Annotated in this window: 26 protein-coding genes; all 26 read left to right on the forward strand. The window is 39.3% G+C overall.

All coding sequences use genetic code 11. The annotated features are described in order from the left end of the window. Window positions 1-117 precede the first annotated feature (117 nt). Window positions 118-1,299 (forward strand): resuscitation-promoting factor, encoded by a 1,182-nt coding sequence (locus tag FAR12_RS21385; protein ID WP_126410792.1) that lies wholly within the window; start codon window positions 118-120, stop codon window positions 1,297-1,299. Between the two features lie 232 nt (window positions 1,300-1,531). After that, entirely contained in the window at window positions 1,532-2,092 is a 561-nt protein-coding gene (gene rnmV / locus FAR12_RS21390; RefSeq protein ID WP_126410793.1) for a ribonuclease M5, read from the forward strand. Continuing rightward, complete coding sequence (gene rsmA / locus FAR12_RS21395) at window positions 2,085-2,963, forward strand: 16S rRNA (adenine(1518)-N(6)/adenine(1519)-N(6))-dimethyltransferase RsmA (protein ID WP_126410794.1); 879 nt, start codon at window positions 2,085-2,087, stop codon at window positions 2,961-2,963. The genes rnmV and rsmA overlap by 8 nt, the downstream gene beginning before the upstream one ends. A gap of 204 nt (window positions 2,964-3,167) precedes the next feature. Then, entirely contained in the window at window positions 3,168-4,046 is an 879-nt protein-coding gene (gene yabG / locus FAR12_RS21400; RefSeq protein WP_126410795.1) for a sporulation peptidase YabG, read from the forward strand. 355 nt (window positions 4,047-4,401) lie between these two features. Next, the gene (gene veg / locus FAR12_RS21405) at window positions 4,402-4,665 is read left to right on the forward strand and encodes a biofilm formation stimulator Veg (protein WP_126410796.1); all 264 of its coding nucleotides are present in this window, start codon (window positions 4,402-4,404) and stop codon (window positions 4,663-4,665) included. A gap of 292 nt (window positions 4,666-4,957) precedes the next feature. After that, on the forward strand, window positions 4,958-5,134 hold the full coding sequence (locus FAR12_RS21410) for a small, acid-soluble spore protein, alpha/beta type (RefSeq protein ID WP_126410797.1): 177 nt from the start codon (window positions 4,958-4,960) through the stop codon (window positions 5,132-5,134). A 342-nt stretch (window positions 5,135-5,476) separates the two neighbouring features. Then, entirely contained in the window at window positions 5,477-5,614 is a 138-nt protein-coding gene (locus tag FAR12_RS23620; RefSeq protein ID WP_170972287.1) for a hypothetical protein, read from the forward strand. Continuing rightward, window positions 5,580-6,449, forward strand: coding sequence for a 4-(cytidine 5'-diphospho)-2-C-methyl-D-erythritol kinase (gene ispE / locus FAR12_RS21415; RefSeq protein WP_126410798.1), 870 nt, complete (start codon window positions 5,580-5,582; stop codon window positions 6,447-6,449). Before FAR12_RS23620 ends, ispE begins: the two co-directional genes overlap by 35 nt. A gap of 59 nt (window positions 6,450-6,508) precedes the next feature. Continuing rightward, a complete protein-coding gene (purR, locus tag FAR12_RS21420) occupies window positions 6,509-7,345 on the forward strand; it encodes a pur operon repressor (protein ID WP_126410799.1) in 837 nt (278 codons plus the stop codon). 21 nt (window positions 7,346-7,366) lie between these two features. After that, window positions 7,367-7,741 carry a 2-iminobutanoate/2-iminopropanoate deaminase gene (ridA, locus tag FAR12_RS21425; protein WP_126410800.1) on the forward strand — a complete coding sequence of 125 codons (375 nt, stop codon included), beginning with the start codon at window positions 7,367-7,369 and terminating at the stop codon, window positions 7,739-7,741. A gap of 162 nt (window positions 7,742-7,903) precedes the next feature. After that, window positions 7,904-8,194 (forward strand): septation regulator SpoVG, encoded by a 291-nt coding sequence (gene spoVG, locus FAR12_RS21430; RefSeq protein ID WP_003347151.1) that lies wholly within the window; start codon window positions 7,904-7,906, stop codon window positions 8,192-8,194. Between the two features lie 357 nt (window positions 8,195-8,551). Next, window positions 8,552-9,922 carry a bifunctional UDP-N-acetylglucosamine diphosphorylase/glucosamine-1-phosphate N-acetyltransferase GlmU gene (glmU, locus tag FAR12_RS21435; RefSeq protein ID WP_126410801.1) on the forward strand — a complete coding sequence of 457 codons (1,371 nt, stop codon included), beginning with the start codon at window positions 8,552-8,554 and terminating at the stop codon, window positions 9,920-9,922. 57 nt (window positions 9,923-9,979) lie between these two features. After that, a complete protein-coding gene (locus tag FAR12_RS21440) occupies window positions 9,980-10,936 on the forward strand; it encodes a ribose-phosphate diphosphokinase (protein ID WP_126410802.1) in 957 nt (318 codons plus the stop codon). Between the two features lie 171 nt (window positions 10,937-11,107). Beyond that, a complete protein-coding gene (locus FAR12_RS21445) occupies window positions 11,108-11,749 on the forward strand; it encodes a 50S ribosomal protein L25/general stress protein Ctc (RefSeq protein ID WP_126410803.1) in 642 nt (213 codons plus the stop codon). A gap of 230 nt (window positions 11,750-11,979) precedes the next feature. Then, window positions 11,980-12,540 carry an aminoacyl-tRNA hydrolase gene (gene pth / locus FAR12_RS21450; RefSeq protein WP_126410804.1) on the forward strand — a complete coding sequence of 187 codons (561 nt, stop codon included), beginning with the start codon at window positions 11,980-11,982 and terminating at the stop codon, window positions 12,538-12,540. A 97-nt stretch (window positions 12,541-12,637) separates the two neighbouring features. Continuing rightward, a complete protein-coding gene (fin, locus tag FAR12_RS21455) occupies window positions 12,638-12,868 on the forward strand; it encodes an anti-sigma-F factor Fin (RefSeq protein ID WP_126410805.1) in 231 nt (76 codons plus the stop codon). A gap of 86 nt (window positions 12,869-12,954) precedes the next feature. Beyond that, complete coding sequence (gene mfd, locus FAR12_RS21460; RefSeq protein ID WP_126410806.1) at window positions 12,955-16,494, forward strand: transcription-repair coupling factor; 3,540 nt, start codon at window positions 12,955-12,957, stop codon at window positions 16,492-16,494. A gap of 246 nt (window positions 16,495-16,740) precedes the next feature. Beyond that, the gene (gene spoVT, locus FAR12_RS21465) at window positions 16,741-17,277 is read left to right on the forward strand and encodes a stage V sporulation protein T (protein WP_126410807.1); all 537 of its coding nucleotides are present in this window, start codon (window positions 16,741-16,743) and stop codon (window positions 17,275-17,277) included. Between the two features lie 256 nt (window positions 17,278-17,533). Next, window positions 17,534-19,144: a putative polysaccharide biosynthesis protein gene (locus FAR12_RS21470; protein WP_126410808.1), complete on the forward strand. Its 1,611-nt coding sequence runs from the start codon at window positions 17,534-17,536 to the stop codon at window positions 19,142-19,144. A gap of 8 nt (window positions 19,145-19,152) precedes the next feature. Next, window positions 19,153-20,610 (forward strand): bifunctional methyltransferase/pyrophosphohydrolase YabN, encoded by a 1,458-nt coding sequence (yabN, locus tag FAR12_RS21475; RefSeq protein ID WP_425456226.1) that lies wholly within the window; start codon window positions 19,153-19,155, stop codon window positions 20,608-20,610. A 43-nt stretch (window positions 20,611-20,653) separates the two neighbouring features. Then, a complete protein-coding gene (locus tag FAR12_RS21480) occupies window positions 20,654-20,923 on the forward strand; it encodes an RNA-binding S4 domain-containing protein (RefSeq protein WP_126410810.1) in 270 nt (89 codons plus the stop codon). 91 nt (window positions 20,924-21,014) lie between these two features. Beyond that, a complete protein-coding gene (gene yabP, locus FAR12_RS21485) occupies window positions 21,015-21,317 on the forward strand; it encodes a sporulation protein YabP (RefSeq protein WP_126410811.1) in 303 nt (100 codons plus the stop codon). Continuing rightward, window positions 21,314-21,946 carry a spore cortex biosynthesis protein YabQ gene (gene yabQ, locus FAR12_RS21490; protein ID WP_126410812.1) on the forward strand — a complete coding sequence of 211 codons (633 nt, stop codon included), beginning with the start codon at window positions 21,314-21,316 and terminating at the stop codon, window positions 21,944-21,946. Before yabP ends, yabQ begins: the two co-directional genes overlap by 4 nt. A gap of 14 nt (window positions 21,947-21,960) precedes the next feature. Next, window positions 21,961-22,356 carry an FtsB family cell division protein gene (locus FAR12_RS21495; RefSeq protein ID WP_170972288.1) on the forward strand — a complete coding sequence of 132 codons (396 nt, stop codon included), beginning with the start codon at window positions 21,961-21,963 and terminating at the stop codon, window positions 22,354-22,356. Window positions 22,357-22,486: 130 nt separating this feature from the next. After that, a complete protein-coding gene (locus FAR12_RS21500) occupies window positions 22,487-22,942 on the forward strand; it encodes a S1 domain-containing RNA-binding protein (protein ID WP_126410813.1) in 456 nt (151 codons plus the stop codon). A gap of 698 nt (window positions 22,943-23,640) precedes the next feature. Further along, on the forward strand, window positions 23,641-26,121 hold the full coding sequence (spoIIE, locus tag FAR12_RS21505; protein WP_126410814.1) for a stage II sporulation protein E: 2,481 nt from the start codon (window positions 23,641-23,643) through the stop codon (window positions 26,119-26,121). Window positions 26,122-26,143 lie beyond the last annotated feature (22 nt).

A 26,143-nucleotide genomic window follows, 5' to 3' on the forward strand; every position in this document is an offset into this window, starting at 1 on the left:
TAAATTTTGCATAATAGGGAATATGTTCAGGGGAGGAGTAGATGGGTTGACATCAAGAGGTTAAGTCTATATAATCACTCGAGAGAGAAGGAGGCGTTTTTCATCGTAATCAAAAACATGAAAAACCTGTTTTCCAAGTCTTTGAGTAAAAAGAAATTGACCGTTATTTTAGCTAGTTTCGTAGTTTTTGCTGCAGCCTTTGGGTTTGTATTCTACGAAACAACGAAAACAACAGTAGCACTTACGCTAGATGGTCAAGAAAAAGTCGTTAAGACACATGCAGCAACAATAGAAGAAGTATTAAAAGAGTTAGATATTTCACTTCACTCAGAAGACTATGTATCACCATCAGCCGATACGAAAGTAAAAGAGAATCTTAAGGTTGTATGGGAACCAGCAAAACAGGTCCAAATGGTAAAGGGAAACGAAAAGAAACAAGTCTGGACAACAGCCGATACGGTTGGAGAGTTTTTAAAAGAGCAAAAAATAACCTTGAGCGAGCATGATAAGGTTCAACCCACAATAGATTCAAAAATTAAAGACGATCTACATATTCAAGTAGATAAGGCTTTTTCTATAACACTCTCTGACGGTGGGAAAGAAAAGCAGGTATGGTCAACTTCGACTACGGTCGCTGACTTTTTATTACAACAAGGAATCACGCTAAATGAATTAGACCGTGTAGAACCAACTAAGGACGAATCCGTCACAGAAGAGACTAAAGTTATGGTCACTCGAGTTGAAAAAGTCACCGATGTAGTGGAAGAACCAATTAAATTTGCTGTTGTGACGAAGAAAGATCAAGCCCTGACAAAAGGAACAGAAAAAACAATTACCTCAGGTCAAGAAGGACTCGTTAAGAAGGAATTCGAAGTTGTTCTTGAGAATGGTAAGGAAGTATCGCGAACGCTACTGAATGAAACGACTGTGAAAGAAAAGCGTGATAAGGTAGTGGCAGTTGGTACAAAAGTAATTGCACAAACGGTATCTCGTGGTGCAGAAAACGTAAGTAAGGAATTCTATGTGAGCTCGACAGCGTATACAGCTAACTGTAATGGTTGCTCTGGAACAACGGCAACGGGTTATAATTTAAAAGCGAACCCGAATGCGAAAATTATCGCAGTTGATCCAAGTGTCATTCCATTAGGAACAAAGGTGTATGTAGAAGGGTACGGTTATGCCGTAGCTGCTGATACAGGTGGATCCATCAGAGGCAATAAGATTGATGTATTCTTTTCATCAAAATCAGATGCTTATCGATGGGGCAGAAAAACTGTAAAAATTAAAATTTTGAACTAGCTACTAATACATTTAGTTTAGATATATTTAAACCTTACTTACTATTAGGTTTGTTTTTGAGCAGGGGGGTATCCTCTGCTTTTTTTGTTATTTTTGTGATGTTCTTTGTTTTTTTGCTCATTTTTCATTACACTTATATAGACGAACAACATTACAAAAATGTTTCAATTATTTATCAATTTTTTCATAAAAAATGATCAAAGAAAAGCTTTCGAGATTTAATGGAGGAAATATGAAGATTAAAGAAATCATCGTCGTAGAAGGTAAGGATGATACGACAGCGATAAAAAGGGCTGTTGAAGCAGATACCATTGAAACCAATGGTTCGGCCATTAATGAAGAGACGATTGAAAAAATAAAGCTCGCTCAAGCAACAAGAGGCGTGATTGTTTTTACAGACCCGGATTTTCCTGGTCAAAAAATTAGACAAACGATAACTGCTCACGTGCCAGAATGTAAACATGCATTCATTCCCAAAGAAGATGCTCTGCATAAGCATGGTAAGGGAGTGGGCGTCGAACACGCATCACCTGAAGTCATACGCAATGCACTAAAGGATGCTCATCTGATGGCAGATGATGCAGTCGAGGAAATCTCTCAGGAGGATTTACTAATCGCTGGTTTGATTGGTGGTACTGGCTCAAAGGAGCGGAGAGAAAAGCTTGGGAAACTCCTTAAAATTGGTTATACCAATGGAAAACAGCTACATAAACGGCTTCAGATGTTTCAAATCACCCAAAATGACTTTGCGCAAGCGATAAAAGTGATACAGCAGGAGGAGAAAGATGAATAAGGATATTGCAACGCCTGTCAGAACGAAGGCAATCTTAGAAAAGCATGGATTTTCTTTTAAGAAAAGTCTAGGACAGAATTTCTTAATCGATACAAATATATTAAATCGGATAGTAGACCACGCCAATTTGACAGAAGAGTCAGGTGCGATTGAAATTGGGCCTGGTATTGGTGCTTTGACAGAACAATTATTACGTAGAAGTAAAAAAGTAGTCGCGTTTGAAATTGATCAGCGATTATTGCCCATTTTAGAGGAAACACTTGCCCCTTACCCAAATAAAAAAATCATTCATCAAGACGTTTTAAAAGCGGATGTAGCATCGATTGTTGCGGAGGAATTCGCTGGGATTGAGGATGTTATGGTAGTCGCGAATTTACCTTACTATGTGACCACGCCGATCATTATGAAATTGCTCGAGGACAAGCTTCCGATTCGAGGAATTGTCTGTATGCTACAAAAAGAAGTGGCGGAGCGTATTGCTGCGAAACCAGGGAACAAGGACTATGGTTCACTGTCGATCGCTGTTCAGTACTATACAGAAGCTGAAACCGTTATGATCGTTCCAAAAACGGTTTTTGTACCACAACCCAATGTTGATTCAGCAGTTATTCGTCTAACCGTTAGAGAGACGCCGCGCGTGTCTGTAAAGGATGAGGCATTTTTCTTCACTGTGACAAGAGCAAGCTTTGCTCAGCGGAGAAAGACGATCTTAAACAATCTTACGAGTCAGCTCCCTTCTGGAAAAGAGAAGAAGGAACAAATTCTCACTTCCTTAAGTGAAGCGAATATCGAACCAACAAGACGGGGAGAAACCCTCTCTATTGAGGAATTTGCAGTCCTTAGTGACGCGCTATATCCTTACTTTAACTAATTTCACTTTGGCTACACACTGGAGGTTCTTGATAGAGCCTCCTTTTTTTATTGTCCGACAAAAGCACATGTTTCTAGTCAAATGCATATTTTGAAATAAAGTGATCACTGTTTTTAGTGGAGTTACAGAGGGAAGGTTACCGACTATTACCTCTATGAATAAGAAGCTAGAAGGCTCTACTTGGACGAATTGGAGTGACTTTATGTGACGATTAACCTCATGGACATTGTCGGAAGAATTTCTTATAAATGCGATATTCTGTTCCGAGTCATTGATATTAAAGAAGAAAACGGTCAAAAAGTTGCTGTCTTGTATGGTGAGGATTTTCGTTTAATAGCTGATGCTCCTTATGAAGATCTGTTGGTCATTGACCAATCAAAGCGGATGCAACTGACACGAGAATTTCGCTCTCTTGAGGAACAGTCCTATCGGTTGTTCCAACAGGATATAGATTTGTTGCAACAGAAACAAGAGTATGCAACGACTGATGGCTATACAAAAAAGGTCAGCTATTTTCAAATGCCTGGGCGAGTCCTTCACATTGATGGGGATCCAACTTATTTAAAGAAATGCTTGAGCCTTTATGAGAGGATTGGTATTCCGGTAACAGGAATCCATTGCAACGAGAAAGAGATGCCTCAGAAAATTGGGCAGCTTATTGAATATTACCGTCCAGATATCCTAGTAATTACAGGACATGACGCTTATTCGAAATCGAAGGGCTCCATTACCGATATCAATGCATACAGACATTCGAAATACTTCGTTCAAACGGTTATAGAGGCGCGTAAAAAAATTCCTAATTTAGATCATCTCGTGATTTTCGCTGGTGCTTGCCAATCCCATTTTGAATCCCTTATTCATGCAGGAGCCAATTTTGCCAGTTCACCAACACGGGTGAATATACATGCTTTAGATCCTGTTTATATAGTGGCGAAAATTAGTTTTACCCCCTTCATGGAGAGAATCAACGTATGGGATGTGCTGAGAAATACGTTAACAGGGGAAAAGGGACTAGGTGGCGTCGAGACGAGAGGGATTTTAAGAACTGGAATGCCGTATACCGCAGAAAACCAAGAATAAATTTTTCGACAATAATGATTCAAAAAAACGAGTGGGGGAGTCTATCCTCCACTTTAGTTAAAATGCTATAATCCGCATCATTATACTATTTTGTATAGCTATACATATTCTTGTCAAAACAGGAAAGTATATTAAGGAAATGAGAGAAAACTTAAAGAGGTAAGTTATTTTCGCTAACGCGAAGTGAGAAGGAAGGTTATTTTCGCTAACGCGAAAAAACCTAATTGTAGAAAATTAGAAAAAAATGTGGAATAAAATATATTGACAATCATTTTTAAACACTGTTATAATTTATATTTTTGTGTTTGACTTTATTGTGTCAGTGTGTTATACTTTACATAGTGAGGTGGACCGAATGGCAAAAACTTTAGTTGATATTAAGAAAGCCCTTGATTCAAATTTAGGGAAAAGATTGTTGCTTAAGGCCAACGGTGGACGTAGAAAGACGATTGAACGTTCAGGTATTTTGGCTGAGACTTATCCATCCGTATTTGTGATTGAGTTAGATCAGGATGAAAATGCATTCGAACGTGTATCGTACAGCTATGCAGATGTACTTACAGAAACGGTTCAAATTACCTTCTATGAAGATACAACAGGACAAGTAGCGTTAAGCTAAGTTATATTTGAGTGAGCAGTGAACATAGGTTTGCTGCTTTTTATTTTTTTCAGAAGCTTAATTTCACGAATATGTAATCTTCTGTATTCTGCGCATCCACATCTAGCTCCAGCGCCTAGCCCCTCGAGGTCGCTTCAGACCAGATGATGAAGTTGAAGAACAAACTTCATTATCTGGTCTTCCAGCGCTTGTCGGGGCTGAGCAAGGCGCTTCTGCTTTTGAACTATTGCACATGTTTTATCCTTTCGTTATTCATAATAAGAGTACGTAGTGAAGAAAGGAGCTGTTCGTTTTGGGCAGAAGACGCGGCGTTATGTCAGAGGGCTTAAAAGAAGAGCTTGCGAAAGAGTTGGGCTTCTATGATGTTGTCCAGAAAGAAGGTTGGGGCGGCATTCGTGCAAAAGATGCTGGAAATATGGTTAAGCGAGCAATCGAACTCGCAGAGCAGCAACTAGCCAATAAGCAATAACCTTTTTAGAAAAAAATGAATTCACTACGTTAAAGCCAGGGCTACTAGCCCTGGCTTATTCTATTTAGTATACTTTCATAATGGAGAAGGATAGACTTATGCGAAAGGTTAAAGAAAGTTCTTTTTGCGAATTGTGAAGAAGAGCACGTCTATATAAATTGTTTTATGGTACAATAGGACGAAAAATGGATGAATTTCTCACGTCATGTCCATACATATAATATTAAGGTGGAAAAAAGGGGTTAGAGGAAAGCTATTTTCGCTAGCGCGAAAAAGCATAGCTATTTTCGCTAAGCCGAAAAAGCATTGTTATTTTGCTAACGCAAAGGATAAAGGAAAATTATGTTCGCTAATGCGAAAAATATTAAGGAAAGTTATTTTGCTAGCGCAAATATAAAGGAAAATTATTTTCGCCAAAGCGAAAAAATTCAAGTAGGTGGATTTTTTGAAGGTTTTATTGAAGGCACCAGCCAAAATTAATTTATCATTAGATGTTTTACATAAACGTCCGGATGGCTATCATGAGGTTGAAATGATAATGACAACGATTGATTTAGCTGATCGGATCGAACTCACGTTGTTATCTCAGGACACAATTAAGATTACTTCACAAAATCGTTTTGTTCCGGATGATCAACGTAATCTCGCTTATCAAGCAGCGAAATTATTGAAGGATAAATTTCAGGTAAAAGAAGGCGTGCAAATAAACATAGAGAAAACGATTCCTGTTGCAGCTGGCCTTGCAGGTGGAAGTAGTGATGCAGCGGCCACTTTAAGAGGGTTAAATAAGCTCTGGAAGCTTGGCTTGTCCATGGACGAGCTAGCCGTACTTGGTGCGGAAATCGGTTCGGATGTTTCTTTTTGTGTGTACGGTGGGACGGCACTCGCGACAGGCAGAGGAGAAAAGATTGAGCATCTTCCTGCTCCTCCAAGCTGTTGGGTCGTTCTAGCAAAACCATTGATTGGGGTTTCAACGGCAGATATTTATCGTCGCCTTCAAATGAACGGGGTTTCTCATCCCAATACAGCAGGGATGATTGAAGCGATTCGTCAGCAGGATTTTACAGGTGTTTGCAAAAATGTTGGCAATGTTCTAGAGGATGTTACGTTGAATGTGTATCCTGAGGTAGCACAAATCAAAGACCAAATGCACCGATTTGGTGCAGATGCTGTTCTGATGAGTGGCAGTGGACCAACAGTATTTGCCTTAGTCCAACATGATTCAAGAATGCATCGTTTATACAATGGATTAAGAGGGTTTTGTGACCAGGTGTTTGCGGTTAGAATGCTAGGGGAAAGGCATACTCTTGATTAGATCCGTATATTAGTGATATATTAACGATAAAATATTCGGATTAAAAGGAGGTTTGACCAGTGAAATTTCGTCGAAGTGAACGCCTGATCGATATGACGAATTATTTACTAGACCACCCTAGAGAACTCGTATCTCTGTCATTTTTTTCAGAAAAGTATGGGTCAGCAAAATCCTCTATTAGTGAGGATTTAGGAATTATTAAAGAAGCCTTTGAGCATAGGGGTATCGGCACATTACAAACGGTTCCAGGAGCAGCAGGTGGGGTTAAGTTTTATGTGAAGGTTTCGGAAGAGGAAGCAAGACCCTTTGTTCAGGAACTATGTGATTTAATTGCGAATCCTGATCGCCTTTTACCTGGAGGGTATTTGTACATGATGGATCTATTAGGAGATCCTTCTATTTTACAAAGAGCAGGACGACTCCTAGCGTCTGCTTATATCAATACTAAAATTGATGTGGTAATGACAGTTGCTACTAAAGGTATTCCGCTAGCTTACGCGGTTGCGAGTCAGTTGAATGTTCCAGTTGTGATCGTTAGAAGGGACAGTAAAGTAACGGAAGGCTCAACAGTAAGTATCAACTATGTATCGGGTTCTTCAAAAAGAATTCAAACGATGCTACTTTCAAAAAGAAGTTTAGAAGAGGGCTCAAGTGTGCTGATCGTGGATGATTTCATGAAAGCAGGCGGAACGGTTAATGGCATGATTAGCTTATTAGATGAGTTTAACGCATCTGTAGCGGGAATTGCTGTATTAGTAGAAGCAGAGAAAACGGAAGAACGACTAGTGGACGATTATCTATCTCTTGTTAAACTTTCTGATGTCGATGTGAGAGAAAAAAAGATCACAGTTAGTGAAGGAAACTATTTTCAAAAGATAGAATCTTTATTAGTATAAAATTGTTAGGGGGCTTAACAAATGAAAGTCGTGCAAACAAATCTGGCACCAGCTGCGATCGGTCCTTATTCTCAAGGGATTGTCGTAAATAACTTGTTTTATAGCTCAGGACAAATTCCGTTAACTGCTTCAGGTGAAATGGTAGTAGGCGATGTGAAAGATCAAACACATCAAGTATTTAAAAACCTCCAGGCTGTCTTACAAGAAGCAGGGGCTTCATTGGAGACAGTGGTAAAGGCAACCGTATTTATTAAGAGTATGGACGACTTTGGGGCGATCAATGAAGTATACGGTGAGTATTTTTCAACTCATAAACCAGCTCGTTCTTGCGTTGAAGTTGCAAGACTGCCAAAAGATGCATTAGTCGAAATCGAAGTAATCGCTCTAGTAAAATAAAGATCCTTCTTAATGAGGATCTCCCTTTTCTAGTAGTTTTTGAAAGCGGGTTCACAATTTAGACCCAATTTTTAAAAAATTTTTACAGAAAAGAAGGATTAATAGAAAATATGTGGAATTAATTAACTAGATTTGTATCTATTTGCAAAGGTGGTGAACAAAATGGAAGTAACTGACGTAAGACTTCGCCGTGTAAATACAGATGGACGTATGAGAGCGATTGCATCGATTACACTTGATAATGAGTTTGTTGTTCATGACATTCGCGTCATCGACGGAAACAACGGTTTGTTCGTGGCTATGCCTAGCAAACGTACTCCGGATGGTGAATTTCGTGATATCGCTCATCCAATCAATTCTGGAACACGCGGTAAAATCCAAGAAGCTGTTTTGGCTGAATACCACCGTCTAGGTGAATTAGAGGTTGAATTTGAAGAAGCCGGAGCTTCATAGGATATAGCAACAAGGGCCTACTGCATCAAGTAGTGCCTTTTTTTATGGGGATTATTTTCATTCTTCACCTCGAATTCATACCCGAATTTCTCCATTCATAAACCCCCGTTAAAAATTTTTTGAACAAATCCTCCAAAAGTTATATTTCTTAAAACGCACCTTTCGTCCCAATTAGCGCTAGGATGGACACTTCGCCTTCATGAGCTGACAATTATTTGTACTTTGTGATATTTCCTTGAAATAGTTGTGTATTTAGGATATATTCTTAATGGATTAAATTAAATTTTTTGCAGAAAAATCAAGCATAGTTGCTTTAATTTTTCTTTTCAATATTTTAGGTTAAATGGAGGACTGTCAATGTCTAAACGTTATGCGGTCGTTTTAGCCGCAGGTCAAGGGACAAGGATGAAGTCAAAGCTTTATAAGGTTTTACATCCCGTATGTGGCAAACCAATGGTTCAACATGTTGTTGATCAAGTTTCAAAGCTTGATATGGACCATATTGTCACTGTGATTGGCCATGGTGCAGAACTAGTGAAATCTCAATTAGGTGACCAGTGCAGCTATGCATTACAAGCGGAACAGCTTGGAACTGCTCATGCAGTGATGCAAGCGCAAGAAATGCTCGAAGGCAAAGAGGGAGTAACACTAGTTGTTTGTGGAGACACTCCTTTAATTAAAGCTGAAACAATGGAAGCTCTGTTGAAACAACATGAAGAGACAAATGCTAAAGTAACAGTCTTAACTGCTTATACAGATGATCCAACAGGCTATGGTCGTCTTATCAGAAATGATAAAGGCTTCGTTGAAAAGATTGTCGAGCACAAGGATGCGTCAGATGAAGAGCGTAAAGTCAAAGAAATTAACACAGGTACATATTGTTTTGACAATCAAGCGCTATTTGATGCGCTCAAAAATGTTTCTAATGAAAATGTCCAAGGTGAGTATTATTTACCAGATGTGATCGAGATTCTAAAAAATCGTGGTGAAATCGTAACAGCTTTCCAGACGGATGATTTTGATGAAACGCTTGGCGTGAATGATCGAGTTGCTCTTTCACAGGCTGAAAGTACGTTAAGAAATCGAATCAATGAATTCCATATGCGTAATGGCGTAACCATTATCGACCCGAACAATACGTATATTGATGCTGATGTAGAAATTGGTCAAGATACGATTGTTTATCCAGGAACTGTCCTTACAGGACATACAAAAATTGCTTCAGATTGCCAAATTGGACCGAACAGTGAGATTAAGAATTGTCATATTGGTGAAGGTACTATTGTTCGACAATCTGTCGCGCATGATAGTGAGATTGGTGCACAAGTGAATATTGGGCCTTTCGCTCATATTCGCCCGCAATCAGAAATACATGATGAAGTAAAGATCGGTAACTTTGTAGAAATTAAGAAAACTGTATTTGGTAAAGGCAGCAAGGCATCACATTTGAGCTATATTGGAGATGCTGAGGTTGGTCGTGATGTGAATATTGGTTGCGGCTCTATAACTGTTAACTACGATGGTAAAAATAAATTCCTAACGAAGATTGAAGATGATGTGTTCATTGGTTGCAATTCTAATTTAGTCGCACCTGTGACCGTTGGAAAAGGGGCGTATGTTGCCGCTGGTTCTACAGTCGTTGAAGATGTCCCAGGGAATGCACTAGCTATTGCACGAGCTCGTCAGGTTAATAAGGAACAGTACGCAGAAAAAATCAGAAATAAATAAGCGGCTCTTTTCTTTCAGAAGACAGCCAAAATAAAAGAAAGCAATTGGAGGTTCATCATGTCAAACCAGTATTTAGATCCGAATTTAAAGGTGTTTACGTTAAATTCAAATCCGGAGCTTGCAAAAGAAATCGCAAAAGTAATCGGGGTAGAATTAGGTAAGTGTTCTGTTCAGCGTTTTAGTGATGGTGAAATTCAAATCAACATCGAAGAAAGTATTCGTGGTTGTGATGTGTTCATTATCCAATCAACAAGTTCTCCCGTAAACGAGCATTTAATGGAATTACTTATTATGATCGATGCTTTAAAACGAGCTTCTGCGAAGACAATTAATATTGTTATGCCATACTACGGCTATGCACGACAAGATCGTAAAGCCCGTGCTCGTGAACCAATTACTGCAAAGCTTACGGCGAATTTACTTGAAGTTGCTGGAGCAACTCGTGTTATTACACTTGATTTACATGCTCCGCAAATCCAAGGTTTCTTCGATATCCCTACGGATCATTTAATGGGCGTTCCGATTTTATCTGAGTATTTCAAGAGCAAAGAGTTTGACAGAGATATTGTCATCGTCTCTCCTGACCATGGTGGCGTAACTCGTGCTCGTAAGATGTCAGAACGTTTGAAAGCTCCAATTGCTATTATTGATAAACGCAGACCTAAGCCAAATGTGGCCGAAGTGATGAACATCGTCGGGAACATTGAAGGCAAAGTGGCTATTTTGATTGATGATATCATTGATACAGCAGGTACGATCACTCTTGCTGCCAATGCGTTAATCGAAAACGGTGCTGTGGAAGTTTATGCGTGCTGTACACACCCTGTATTATCAGGTCCTGCGATTGAAAGAATTGAAAACTCTAAGATTAAAGAGTTGGTTGTGACAAACTCCATCAGACTTTCCGAAGAAAAATTATCCGGAAAGATTAAGCAACTATCTGTTGCTGCACTAATCGGTGAAGCGATTATCCGCGTTCACGAAGACCAGTCTGTAAGTACATTATTTGATTGATTTTTATAAAAAACGAGGGCTTGCTTTTCATAAGCAAGCCTTTGCTTGATCAAAAAATTAATGTTTATTCCTTACTTCTTTTGGGCATTTTTTATAAAGGAGAGTCTATTTCGAGAAGTTCTTTTCGAAAAGACTCAAGAGGATATGCACCAATAGGAAGGGGATCATACAATGAGTTCTGCTTTACAGGCTGTTGAGAGAACGGAATTTAGAAATTCTGCTTTAACGAAGATTCGACAAGAAGGGAATATCCCAGCCGTTGTGTATGGAAACAAACTAGAGAGTACCTCCGTTTACATAAATGGAGCAGACTTTTTGAGAACCATGCGCGAAGTTGGTAGAAATGGCGTCTTTCCATTAAACTTGAATGGGAAACAAGTGAATGTCATCTTAACCGATTATCAATCTGACCCCATCAAGCGTGAAATCGTTCATGCTGATTTACTTGCAGTCGATATGTCGAAGGAAATTCAGGCTGATGTGCGAATTACTTTAATTGGAGAAGCAGAAGGGGTAAAAGATGGCGGCGTCATGCAGCAGTCCCTCCATGAAGTGACCGTGACCGCGACACCATCTAATATTCCGCAGGCGATTGAGGTGGATGTTACTCAACTACAAGTCGGCGAGACGATTACAGTTGGCGATATTACAAGTGAGCAAGGATACACTATTAATACAGAGGCAGAGCAAACGATCGTCTCGATCCTTCCACCAAAAGTCGAAGAGGAAATTGATTCTGGAGAGCAACAAGAAGAAGGTGCTCCGGATAATCAAGAAGGCAGAGAAACAGAACCGGAATCCACTGATTCATAATTAAGTATATGTATTGATGAGGGACTGACTATGTAAGTCAGCCCCTTCATGTATAGCAATCGTCTCTTTTAATTACATATGCTTTTTTTGAGCGGCTTGATTATAATTTAGATAGGACAAGTTTTAGAATTTTGTTTTAAAAGTTTGATATTGCTAACTAAGTTGATTGGAGCGAAAATCAACCTGGGATAAGAAAAACCAATAAGAAAAGAGCGAATAAGGGTGAGATTATGAAATTGATCGTGGGGTTAGGGAATCCTGGGAAACAATATGAAAAAACGAGGCATAATATAGGGTTTGAAGTCATTGATTATTTATCAGAGCAACTGCAAATTCCCCTCGACCAAGCAAAGCACAAGGGTGTATATGGTGTGGGGAATGTTCGCGGAGAAAAAGTATTCTTGTTAAAACCTTTAACCTATATGAATTTATCTGGTGAATCAGTACGTCCACTTATGGACTATTATCAAATAGATCTTGAAGATCTAATTGTTATTTATGATGATCTCGATCTACCAGTCGGAAGAATCCGCTTACGACAAAAAGGAAGTGCTGGTGGCCACAATGGCATGAAATCTATTATTGCTCATGTAGGTAGTCAAGAATTTAATAGAATACGAGTTGGCATCAATCGCCCTTCAAACGGTCAGCCTATTGTGGACTACGTGTTAGGACGATTTTCGAAGGAAGAACAGCCCCTAATCGAAGAGGTTGTGAAAAAGTGCTCGGAAGCTTGTGATGCCATTCTAGAGAAACCATTTTTACAAGTAATGAACGAATATAATCAGTAACGCAAAATTGCAATTGATTCATAGAATAAAAATGAATAAAGCCCCTTTTAAACGGTCAATAATAATAGCAAAGAGTCGTTTAGAAGGAGGGCTTTAAATGGCCTTAAAATACCATTGCCGCCACTGTGGAGTTCATATAGGTACAATTGATAATTTATCTGTGGATACTGAAAAGTTGGGCTTGCATAAACTGACCGATGAAGAACGGATGGATATGGTCTCCTATGATTTAACGGGAGATATAAACATTACCGCCATTTGTGAAGATTGTCAGGAATCGCTCGAACGGAATCCAGCTTATTATCAAAATGATTACCTTATTCACTAGAAACAAGCTTTGGACGATATTCCAAAGCATTTTTCTGTTTGAACTTGATGAATTTTTTTGCCATTGGAAAAGGGAGGAGGAGTCTTGTGTTCGGTCTGAAACAGCTTTTTATCGGGCAGGATGATACCCGTTCGGTTATAGCAGGAATTGAAGGCGGCCTTAGAGAGCAATTGGTTGCTGGATTGTCTGGTTCTGCTAGAACGGTATTTTTAGCATCCGTATACAACGAAACAAAAAAGCCATTATTAATTGTTACTTATAATCTTTTACAGGCTCAAAAGCTGTATGATGACCTCATCCAGCTTGTTTCTGAGCAGGAAGTATTTTTATACCCTGCGAACGAATTAATTGCTGCCGAAATGAGTGTCGCAAGCCCTGAATTAAAAGCACAGCGTATTGATGTTTTAAATCATTGGAGTAGAAATAATAAAGGGATCATCGTGGTTCCTATTTCAGGATTAAGAAAAATCGTCCCACCAAAGACTCTTTGGAAAGAACAACAACTAAAATTAGCGGTTGGGGAAGATATAGATGTTGAGCGTCAACTCCTAAGATTTGTTGAAATGGGTTATGTAAGAGCGGAAATGGTCTCTTCACCAGGAGAGTTCAGTGTTCGTGGTGGAATTATTGACATTTATCCACTAACCGAATCAGATCCGATTCGAATCGAATTATTTGATAATGAAATTGAATCGATTCGCTCATTTTCTCTAGAGGACCAGCGATCTCGAAATAAAATGAAGGACATATTAATTGGTCCTGCAACAGAAATACCTTTCCAAGCCGAACATTATGAAAAAGTAGCAGCCAAGCTTGAAGAAGGATTGGGAAAAAGCTTAAAAAAGATTAAAGATGAAAAGGCTAAACAGCTCCTGGCACAAAATATCAGCTACGAGATTGAACAATTAAAGAATAAACAAAAACCAGAGCAGGTTTTCAAATATCTATCATTTGCCTATGAAGAATCTAATAGTCTAGTTGACTACTTACCAGAGAACGCATTGATTTTTGCAGACGAAATTAGTAGAGTTCAGGAAATGAATGATTCGTTAGAAAAAGAGGAAGCCGAGTGGTATACGAGCCTCTTAGGGGAAGGCAAAATGATTCACGATGTCTTGATTAGTCATCACATTCAACGGATGGTGCAAAAAGCAAGACGACGCCTGATATATATGTCCTTATTCCTAAGGCATGTTCCGGGTACGAATCCGCAAAATATTATTAATATATCCTGCAAGCAAATGCAGAATTTCCACGGTCAAATGCATGTGTTAAAAACTGAAATTGACCGGTTGAAAAAAGGGAAGTATGCGATTCTTTTTCTTGGAGCAGATAGTAAACGGGTAGATAAGCTTGAAAGTGTACTTGAGGATTACGGAATTGAATCGACGATTATCCAAGGGCATCAGGATCTCTTGCCTGGGAAAGTTCAAATCATGGAAGGGGATCTTCAAACAGGGTTTGAACTTCCGATTCAAAAAGTTGCTGTGATTACGGAAGAAGAGCTTTTTAACAAAAAGCCGAAAAAAGCCCGTCGTAGTCAAAAGCTATCCAATGCGGAACGGATCAAGAGTTATTCAGAGTTAAAAGTGGGCGACTATGTTGTTCACGTTAATCACGGGATCGGAAAATACTTAGGAATTGAAACGTTACAAATTAACGGGATTCATAAGGATTATTTGCATATTCGTTATCAAGGCAGTGACAAGCTCTATGTTCCAGTAGAGCAGATTGATCTTGTGCAAAAATATGTAGCCTCTGAAGGAAAAGAGCCGAAGGTCTATAAGCTTGGCGGAAACGATTGGAAGAAGGTTAAGAAAAAGGTTCAATCTTCTGTTGAGGATATTGCCGATGATTTAATCAAGTTGTATGCAGAACGTGAAGCGACAAAGGGTTATGCGTTCTCTCCGGATGGAGAAATGCAAAGAGAATTCGAATCTTCTTTCCCATATCAAGAAACCGAAGATCAGATCCGCTCCATTATCGAGATTAAAAAGGACATGGAAAGAGAACGTCCGATGGATCGTCTCCTTTGTGGTGATGTTGGGTATGGAAAAACAGAGGTTGCGATTCGTGCTGCCTTCAAAGCGATTGCTGATGGAAAACAAGTCGCGATTCTTGTTCCAACGACGATCTTAGCACAGCAGCATTATGAGACAATGCGTGAGAGATTTCAAGATTACCCGATTAACATTGGGCTGTTAAGTCGCTTTCGAACAAAAAAGCAACAAACTGAAACGATTAATGGCTTAAAAAATGGAACGGTCGATGTGGTAGTAGGTACGCACCGTATCCTCTCGAAAGATATTATCTATCGTGATTTAGGATTGCTTGTCATCGATGAAGAGCAACGATTTGGTGTAACCCATAAAGAGAAGATTAAGCAATTAAAAACAAATGTGGATGTTTTAACATTAACAGCGACGCCGATTCCGAGAACGCTGCATATGTCGATGCTGGGAGTACGAGACTTGTCTGTAATTGAAACGCCACCTGAAAATCGTTTTCCTGTCCAAACCTATGTGATGGAGTACAATGGCGGATTGGTACGCGAGTCAATTGAACGTGAACTAGCTCGTAATGGCCAAGTCTACTTCCTTTATAATAGGGTTGAAGATATTGAGCGAAAAGCAGAAGAGATTTCTATGCTCGTCCCGGATGCTCGGGTGACATATGCACATGGGAAAATGAGTGAAAATGAGCTCGAATCTGTCATGCTAGGATTTTTAGCTGGTGAATTTGATGTTCTTGTCAGCACGACAATTATTGAAACCGGCGTCGATATTCCGAATGTAAATACATTAATCGTGTTTGATGCAGACCGCATGGGATTATCACAGCTTTATCAGCTTCGTGGTCGAGTCGGTCGTTCTAATCGTGTTGCCTATGCTTATTTTACGTATCGAAAAGATAAGGTTTTGACAGAGGTCGCAGAAAAAAGACTTCAGGCAATCAAGGAATTTACGGAGCTTGGATCTGGGTTCAAGATCGCCATGCGAGACTTATCTATTCGAGGAGCGGGAAATATTCTCGGTGCTCAGCAGCATGGATTTATTGACTCTGTTGGATTCGACTTGTATTCTCAAATGCTGAAAGAAGCAATTGAAGAGCGTAAAGGCGAATTTGAGAAAATTGAACAGAAGAGCAGTGTGGAAATTGATGTTGAGATTGATGCGTACATTCCAGATGCTTATATTTCTGATGGACATCAAAAAATTGAAATGTACAAACGATTCCGGGCGGCAACATCCATGGAAGAAATAGAGGAGCTGCAGGAAGAGATCGTGGACCGCTTTGGGGAGTATCCAGAAGAGGTTTCGTATTTATTCCAAATTGCTGAAATCAAGGCTCATGCCTTAATGGTCGGTGTAGAGTCTATTAAGCAGGTAAAGAATGAAGTGACGATTCTTTTATCAGAAGAAGAAAGTGCACGAATAAATGGACAAAAGATATTCGAAATCAGTAATGAATTTCGCAGAATGGTCGGTTTAGGGATGGAAGGAAATCGTCTCAAAATCGTTCTGCACATTAAGGGTGTAGAAGTAGCCCATTGGCTTCAAGCTGCTTTCAAAATGGTTCAAGGCCTCCAAGAAGCAAAAAGAGATGAGGAAAAGACGGTATCTTAATAGGAAAGAACTTTTTATACGAAATAGGTCATATCGGACGTTTCATTTCGCCATGAGAAGGGAATTAAAGAAGAACACTGGAATCATTTTACTCTAATGGAACATTTACCATATAGGAGAAAAATTTTTGTTTGTGTATAGAACTTTCCATATGAAAGATACTAAGTTCAAACATGACAAGATTTCACATCAGTTGAAATTCATGTCAGTCTTTAAAATCATCAGATGAAAGTGAGGCAACGTTGGATGAAAGCAACTGGTATTGTTCGTCGAATCGATGATTTGGGTCGTGTCGTTATTCCGAAGGAAATTCGCAGAACCCTTCGCATTCGTGAAGGGGACCCGCTAGAAATATTCGTAGACCGCGATGGTGAAGTCATTTTAAAGAAATATTCTCCCATCAGCGAGTTAAGCGATTTTGCTAAAGAGTATGCTGAAGCTTTATTTGATAGTTTGGGAAATCCAGTATTAATATGTGACAGAGATACTTATATTGCTGTAGCAGGTGGATCGAAGAAGGATTATTTAAATAAGAACATCAGTGGAACGATAGAAAAAACGATGGAAGATCGAAACTCTGTTTTGAAAACGGAGCAAGGTGGACTTTCGTTAGTAGATGGAAACGAAGAAACGATATCTTCCTATGTAGTCGGTCCGATTATTGCCAACGGGGATCCAATCGGGGCAGTCATTATTTTCTCAAAAGAAGGTTCGCTCGGAGAAGTGGAACAAAAAGCAGTCGAAACAGCAGCGGGATTCCTAGCAAGGCAGATGGAATCTTAAATAGAAATGCGGAAGCGGCTTGAACAGCCCCGACAAGCGCTGGAAGGCCAAAGGTTGAAGTCGTTCTTTGACTTCAGACTTTGGACTGAAGCGACCTCGAGGGGCTAGCCGCAGGAGCTAGACAGAACGGAGCCTCATCCATAACATCAAAAAGGTAGCTTGCTGGCTACCTTTTTCTTATGTCTTGAAGGTTCAGCAATCCCACTTATGCTATAATACAGGCAGTTGAAATCGTGTTCTGGAAGGAGTTCGGCTTGTGCAGCCTGTTAATCAATCAAAATCTTTAGTAAAAGGAGCCCTTGTCCTAACGGTTGCCGCACTCATCATCAAAATATTAAGTGCAGTGTATCGGATACCCTTTCAAAATATTGTTGGGGATACGGGCTTTTACATATATCAACAAGTCTATCCACTGTATGGAGTTGCCTTGGTGCTTGCAACTACGGGCTTTCCTATAGTTATTTCAAAGCTTTATACAGAACAAAAAAGTCGAGAAGACCAGCAAAAATTACTCGTTATTTCAGCCATCTTTCTTCTTATCCTTGGCATCTTATTGTTTGCCTGTTTATATTTTGGGGCTGAGTGGATCGGGAAGCAAATGAACGATCCAAAGCTATCGATCTTAATTCGTGTGATTTCTGTTGTCTTTTTAATTACTCCAATTACCGCACTACTAAGAGGCTATTATCAAGGGATTGGAAACATGATACCAACAGCTACTTCACAGGTTGGAGAGCAAATCATTCGAGTCGGAACCATTTTAGTCACCGCTTTTGTCTTTGTGAAAGCCAATTACAGCATGTATGAGGTGGGGGCAGGAGCAGCATTTGGCTCGGTGACAGGTGGATTAATCGGAGCATTGATTTTGGTCACTTTCATATGGGTAAAAAAAGATTATAAATCCATTCAGGTTCGAAAAATTATACATAACTTAAAATTTAAAGAAGCCAGTCAGATTTTTAAGCTTTTATTTGTGCAAGGCTTTGCTGTTTGCGTTAGTGGCATGCTCCTTCTTCTCCTTCAGCTCGCTGATTCTTTGAATTTATATTCCTTGCTCATAGCAAGTGGTATAAATGGAGAAGATGCTAAAGTACTTAAAGGCGTTTATGATCGGGGACAACCATTGATTCAGCTAGGAACCATCGTGGCTACATCAATGTCACTTTCTCTTGTCCCTCTCATTGCAAGTGAACGCATGAAGAAAAATATGCAAAGTTTGAATGAAAAGGTTCATTTATCGCTCAGAGTAAGTGTTGTAATCGGACTAGGAGCAACCGTAGGATTAATGACCATTATGGAGCCGACAAATATTATGTTATTTGAAAACAGCAATGGCTCAAATGTTCTCGCTCTGTTAGGCTGCACCGTACTTTTCGGTTCGATCATTCTTACCCTAATTGCTATTTTTCAGGGCTTTGGCTACACCCTATTCCCGGCAATAATCGTCTTAGTTGGTTTCGGAATGAAATATGCGCTCAATCTAGTCCTTGTTCAAAAGTTCGGAACGATGGGGGCGGCGTGGGCATCCAATGGTGCATTAGCCCTTATTATGGTTATTCTCTTAATTAGATTACAAATATTGATGCAGCACCGTTTGAAGCTTGGAACATTTTTGGTGAAGGCGGCCGCATCATCGATCGCGATGTTTTTTGTGTTAAAAGGATTTATCTATTTAACGGATTATCTATATTTGTTTGGCCATGAACGTCTAATCGCTACGATACAAGCACTGGGTGCCGTCGCATGTGGAGGGCTCACCTATCTTCTCGTTGTGATTCGGACGAGAATTTTTACAAAGGAAGAATTAACGCTACTGCCCTTTGGGAGCAGAATCATATATTTATTTCCAAGTAGAAAAAGGAGATGAAGGAAGTTTTGAATAAAATTGTTGTCATTGGTTTAGGGGCTGGCGATTTAGACCAGCTCCCATTAGGGATTTATCGTTTGCTAAAGGAATCGAAGCATATATATTTGCGCACAAAGGAACATCCAGTAATTGAGGAATTAGAGCAAGAGGGACTTTCTTTTGCGTCCTTTGATGAGACTTATGAAAAACATGACACCTTTGAAGCAGTATACGAGGAAATAACGCGTGAATTGTTTCATCTTGCAGAAAAGGATTCGATTGTTTATGCCGTACCAGGACATCCGCTTGTAGCAGAACGCACAGTGCAGCTGCTATTAGAACGAGAGGAAGCGCAAGGAATCAAGATAGAAATTAGTGGCGGACAAAGCTTTCTGGACCCTCTTTTCCAGGCTGTTAAAATTGACCCAATCGAAGGCTTTCAGCTTTTAGACGGGACGAGCCTTCATCGAGATGAAATCGAAGTTCGTCAGCACATGATCATTGGGCAGGTATATGACACATTTATCGCGTCCGAAGTAAAATTAACTTTAATGGAGAAGCTTCCAGATGATTATGAAGTATATATTGTTACGGCTGCCGGAAGTAAAGAAGAAAAGGTGACGAAGGTTCCTCTGTATGAGCTGGATCGGGAAGTAACACTTAATAACCTTACTTCGGTTTATGTTCCACCTATATCAGATGAGACGATTCTTTATAAGGATTTTTCAAAGCTTCGTCAAATTATTGCCACGCTACGTGGGCCAAATGGTTGCCCGTGGGACAAAGAGCAAACCCATGAATCGTTGAAAAAGTACTTAATCGAAGAAGTCTATGAACTGATCGAGGCGATCCACGAGGAAGACATCGACCATATGATTGAAGAGTTAGGGGATGTGCTCCTACAGATCATGCTCCATGCCCAAATTGGAGAGGATGAGGGGTATTTTTCCATTTCGGAAGTCATTGAATCAATTAGTGACAAAATGATTCGACGTCATCCTCATGTATTTGGCGATGTACAGGCAGAAACGGCCGATGATGTAGTGAAAAATTGGCAGGAAATCAAGCGGGAAGAAAAAGGAGAAGAAGTTACAGCTTCTCTTTTAGATAAGGTTAGTAAACACCTTCCGAGTACGTTGAGAGCTTATGAATTGCAAAAGAGTGCAGCAAAAGTTGGCTTTGACTGGGAGCAAGTAGAAGATGCTTGGCTCAAAGTAAAAGAAGAGCTACAAGAATTCGAACAAGAAATGAAATCAAACGACCAAGAAGCACTCATCAAGGAGTTTGGAGATATCCTCTTCGCGCTCATCAACATAGCCCGCTTCTTAAAAATCAACCCAGAAGAAGCACTACTGAGCACCAACCAAAAATTCACCCGTCGTTTCGCTTACGTTGAAGAACGTGTCAAAGAAACTGGCAAAGAGTTCAGTGATTTCACTTTGATGGAACTAGACAATTTTTGGAACGATGCTAAGAGTAAGGAATAACAAATATATAAGCAATAGTTAATTATAATTGGGAGTGAATTTCATGCGTCTAGACAAATTTCTAAAAGTATCCAGACTAATCAAAAGAAGAACCCTAGCAAAAGAGGTCAGTGACCAAGGAAGAATCACAATCAACGGAATCGTCGCCAAAGCAAGCTCAATCGTAAAAGTCGGTGACGAACTCTCCGTTCGCTTCGGCCAAAAAAGAGTCACCGTCAAAATCGAAAAACTTCAAGAAACAACCAAGAAAGAAGAAGCAGCTGGAATGTACTCCGTTGTCTCTGAAGAAAAGCTTAGCGACACAGAAGAGTAACCTCCTTCTACACTGAAAGCTTGTTCTATTCCTTCATACTTCCTCATACACTTGTACAAAAGCGTATTTGGAAAAAGTGAGGGATGAATAAATGAGCCAATATTACGATACGAATACAACAAAAGCCCCTGTACAAGAACATGATATTATCATGAGGGGAAGAAGACTACTAGATATAACAGGAGTAAAGCAAGTAGAGAGCTTTGACAATGAAGAATTTCTCCTTGAAACGGTGATGGGCTTCTTAGCGATAAAGGGTCAAAATCTACAAATGAAGAACCTTGATGTTGACAAAGGAATCGTGTCTATTAAGGGGAAAATCTATGATCTTGTTTACCTTGATGACCAGCATGGGGAGAAGGCTAAAGGCTTCTTTAGCAAGTTGTTCCGATGACACTTTCGACGCAATTTTTAACCATGATCGCGATGATCGGGATGGGAAGCTATTTTGGAGCGGCCCTCGATACATACAACCGTTTTTTGCAAAGATCCAAGCGACAAAGCTGGTTGGTATTCATAAACGACATCCTTTTCTGGTTCCTTCAAGGCTTATCTATTTTCTATGTTTTGTTCCTAGTTAACAAAGGAGAATTAAGGTTTTATATTTTTCTAGCCCTATTATGTGGATTTGCAGCCTATCAAAGTCTACTGAAACGAGGATACTTAAGATTACTAGAGATTGTCATTTCGATGGTAATCTCTATTTATCGGTTTTTCGTCAAAGCTTTCCACCTTTTGATCTATAAACCAATCTATTCTATCGTCCTCGCGATAATTTCTTTAATAATTATGTTAGGAAAGGGACTTTATGCCCTTGTGAAATGGATTTGCAAGGTCTTATTATCTGTTATAAGGGTATTTTTAAAGCCATTTGGGTGGCTAATGATTCTTTTATGGAATTTATTGCCGAAAAAGATTAAAAAAATGCTCGAGAAGTTATATAATAAATTTGCAGGATTTTTCCAAAAAACAAAGAATATCATTATTAAACTACTTTCCAAGTGGAAAAAATATAAAAAGTAAAGGAGGGTGCGAAAGTGGGTGCAATGAATAATCGCAGTGTAACAAAATTACAGTCAGGCTATGCTTTAGAGCAAGAAAGAAATGAAATTGGGGCAAAAAGAAGAAAAAAACTCTTAATTCGTAGATTAGTTGTTTTCTTCCTTTTTGCTGGAGTGATGTCGTATTTTATGATTTCCACCCTCATTTCGCAGGCCTCCTCTTTAGATGAAATTAAGCAGGAACAAAAACAGTTAAACGCTGAGCTTACTGGTCTAAAGAAAGATGAGAAGATTTTAAAGGAAGAAATTGTAAAATTAAACGACGATGAGTACATCGCGAAGCTTGCTCGTAAGGATTATTTCCTTTCAGAAGAGGGAGAAGTTATTTTTAATATCCCAACAAAGGAAAAAAAGGAAAAAACAACCGAATAGCTTGTATTATTGACACTCTTTTTTCCTATTCTGTATAATATATAGTAGTGATCAATTTCGTTATTATTATATTTATTGGAAGTTGACCCAAGTAAGATTTCTTAAATTCTTAAGGAGGAAAAATTTTTTTATGTCAATCGAAGTAGGCAGCAAGTTACAAGGAAAAGTAACAGGCATTACTAATTTTGGGGCGTTTGTAGAATTATCAGAGGGTACAACAGGACTTGTCCATATTAGTGAAGTCGCAGACAATTATGTAAAAGACATCAATGACCATCTTAAAGTAGGTGACCAGGTTGAGGTGAAGGTCATCAACGTTGAGAAGGATGGGAAAATTGGTCTTTCCATTAAGAAGGCAATAGATAAACCTGAAAGACCAGCTAGACCTGAAAAAAGCTTTAGAGGTGGAGATTCAAGAGGTCAGGGAGGACGTGCTCGTCAAGGAAGAACGAACGATAGCCGCGCTCCTAAAGAAAATTTTGAATCAAAAATGGCTCGGTTCTTAAAGGATAGTGAAGACCGCCTATCTTCTTTAAAACGTAACACAGAATCAAAGCGTGGCGGAAGAGGCGCTAGAAGAGGCTAACTTGCTGCTGAATTGAATATATATTTAGTTTTTTCTATCGTAAAAGCAAGTCTACATGACTTGCTTTTTTTGTTTGCAAAATGCTGTTTTCGCAATGGTTGTGGTTTTTTTCGTAAATGTCCTAATTTTTTTCTTTGAAAAAAATCTAAGGCCGACATTTACACTCTCTATTGGATTTAGAGACACACATCATTTTTGCACGGCACTTTTCGCTTCTCTCATATGTTTTTTAGGTAAAACAGGAAATTTGTATGCCAATCTACGATTCAAAAGCAACAAGTTTTTTTCGAAAGAAAATAAACAATGTCTGCGATAAGAGCCTTGTAAAATATAGTATTTTAGACCTGTAATTCATTTATAAATCAGCAAAATCTCTAATTGTGAACGATGCATAAGTCCTGATTCCTGCGAATACGGGGCTGCATTTTGTTTCCTTTTCGTGGATAAACATGAAATCAGTCGAACAAAAAATAAAAGCTTGTCCATAATTTTGACAAACTTCTGAAATGATCCTCCTTATAATAAGCAACAACTATTAAATTTCATAATGTTTAAATATGAAACGAGAGACGGATGATTGGAACGGTTCGATTTTTGAATATTTGCTAATGCAGATATTGCTACAACGAACGTGATAATAGTCCGTTTTGATGTCATTATGATGTCGATTACATTAAAAAGTGAGGAGTGGAATTTTTATGGACAAGGTAGAACGGATGCTCATTGAGTCTGTCGGTGGTTTAAATTTAAATAGAAAAACAAGACTGGACTTATCTGGTTTGATGAAAAAGCTCCAGTTAAAGCTAGACACCTTCTTTTTAAAGAAAGGATATATCCTGTTTATTATCGGATTCTTGCTTGGTCGAGCTTTAATTTTGTCAACATTAACCCCATTTATCCTTCCGTTTTTTGCAGCTGTCTATTTATTGAAGAGAGAACGCACCCCAATTACATTACTTGGTCTGGTAGCAGGAGCTGCCACTCATACAATTGTAGATGCGGTATACGCATTTAGTATCTCGCTCGCTTTCCTAATCTTTTATCGTATTGCTCTTAACTGGTTGAAAAATGAATTTAGGGCGTTACCATTCTTTGTTTTTTTTACCATTCTACTTAGTAAGCTAGCAAAAATCTTCGTTATGACGGAGCAAATTTCTCTCTATGAGGGAATGATGGCGGGAGTTGAAGCGAGCTTAGGGTTTATCCTGACATTAATCTTTCTACAGAGTATCCCATTAATCTTGACGAATAAGAGAAGACAAACATTGAAAACGGAAGAAGTAGTATGTCTTATTATTATGCTCGCTTCTGTCATGACCGGAACGATTGGTTGGTCCATATATGATTTATCGTTGGAGCATGTCATGGCACGTTACCTAGTTCTCGTCTTTGCTTTAGTAGCAGGAGCTGCGGTGGGCTCAACCGTAGGTGTTGTAACAGGTCTTATTTTTAGTTTGGCCAATGTTTCTAGCTTCTATCATATGAGTCTGCTTGCTTTTTCCGGCTTATTAGGTGGGCTTTTACAAGAAGGGAAAAAGATTGGAGTGGCAATTGGTCTTTTCATTTCTACTCTACTTATTGGGATGTACGGAGATGGAAGTGCGAATCTCGATAAGAGTCTATTAGAATCGGCAGCAGCCATCTTGTTATTCTTACTCACGCCGCAAAGCTTGACCTCAAAATTGGCAAAATTCATTCCTGGAACATCAGAATACGCAGCAGAACAGCAACACTATATGAGGAAAATGCGTGATGTTACAGCAAAAAGAGTCGAACAGTTTTCATCCGTTTTTCAAGCGCTTTCAAATAGCTTTGCATCCTATGATGAATTGAATGAAGGGCAAGATCGCGATTCGAAGGATATTGATTATTTTCTTAGCAATGTCACGGAAAAAACGTGCCAAATGTGTTTTAAGAAAGATTATTGCTGGGCAAGGAACTTTAATACAACCTATGAATATATGAAAGACATTATGCATGAAATGGATGAAAATGATGGACAAATTTCTCCTAAGCTTTCGCGCGAATGGAATAAGCATTGTTCTAAGTCGCAGAAAGTAATCAATACCGTTCAACAAGAACTTACGCTCTTTCAAGCAAATCAAAAGCTTAAGAAACAAGTGCAGGAGAGTCGAAGACTTGTAGCAGATCAGTTGCTAGGGGTGTCGACGGTGATGGGGAATTTCGCGAAGGAGATTCAAAGAGAACGAGATAACCATCATCATCAGGAAGAACAAATCTACGTATCCCTTCAAGAATTTGGAGTTCATATTGAACATGTAGAAATTTATAGCTTGGAGCAAGGCAATGTCGACATTGATATGACAATCCCATACTGTAATGGACATGGAGAGTGCGAGAAACTTATTGCTCCAATGCTTTCAGATATTTTAGGAGAAACGATTATTGTGAATTCGGAAGAATGTGCAGCTTACCCAAATGGTTTCTGTCACGTTACGTTCCGCTCTGCTAAGGCTTATACAGTTGAAACAGGAGTTGCTCATGCGGCGAAGGATGGAGGGTTTGTATCGGGAGATAGCTATTCGATGATCACGTTGAACGGTGGGAAGCACGCGGTCGCCATAAGCGATGGGATGGGAAATGGTGAGCGGGCTCATATTGAGAGTAATGAAACATTGAAACTTTTACAAAAAATTCTTCAAACTGGAATTGAAGAGAAACTAGCCATTAAATCGGTCAATTCGATCTTGTCGCTACGTACAACGGATGAAATCTTCTCGACTTTGGATTTGGCGATGATTGACCTGCAGAATGCCTCCGCAAAATTTTTGAAGGTAGGCTCAATCCCGAGCTTCATTAAAAGAGGCAATACTGTGAAAAAAATTCAGGCTAGTAATTTGCCGATGGGAATCTTACAGGATTTTGAGGTAGAGGTGGTGAACGAGCAGCTAAAAGCTGGCGATTTATTAATCATGATGAGTGATGGGGTGTTTGAAGGACCTAAGCATGTAGAGAATTATGATTTATGGATGAAGCGGAAAATAAGTGAGCTTGCGACAGATGATCCACAGGCAGTGGCCGATTTGATTATGGAGGAGGTTATTCGCTCGCGAAACGCAATTGAAGACGATATGACGGTCGTCGTTACGAAAATTAAGCATAATACACCGAAGTGGGCCACAATTCCAATTAATAAATATCGTAAAAAAGCGAATTAAGGGGGCATTAGCCGAGAATAGA

The sequence above is a fragment of the Bacillus yapensis genome (assembly GCF_005280205.1).
Lineage (GTDB): Bacteria > Bacillota > Bacilli > Bacillales > Cytobacillaceae > Robertmurraya > Robertmurraya yapensis.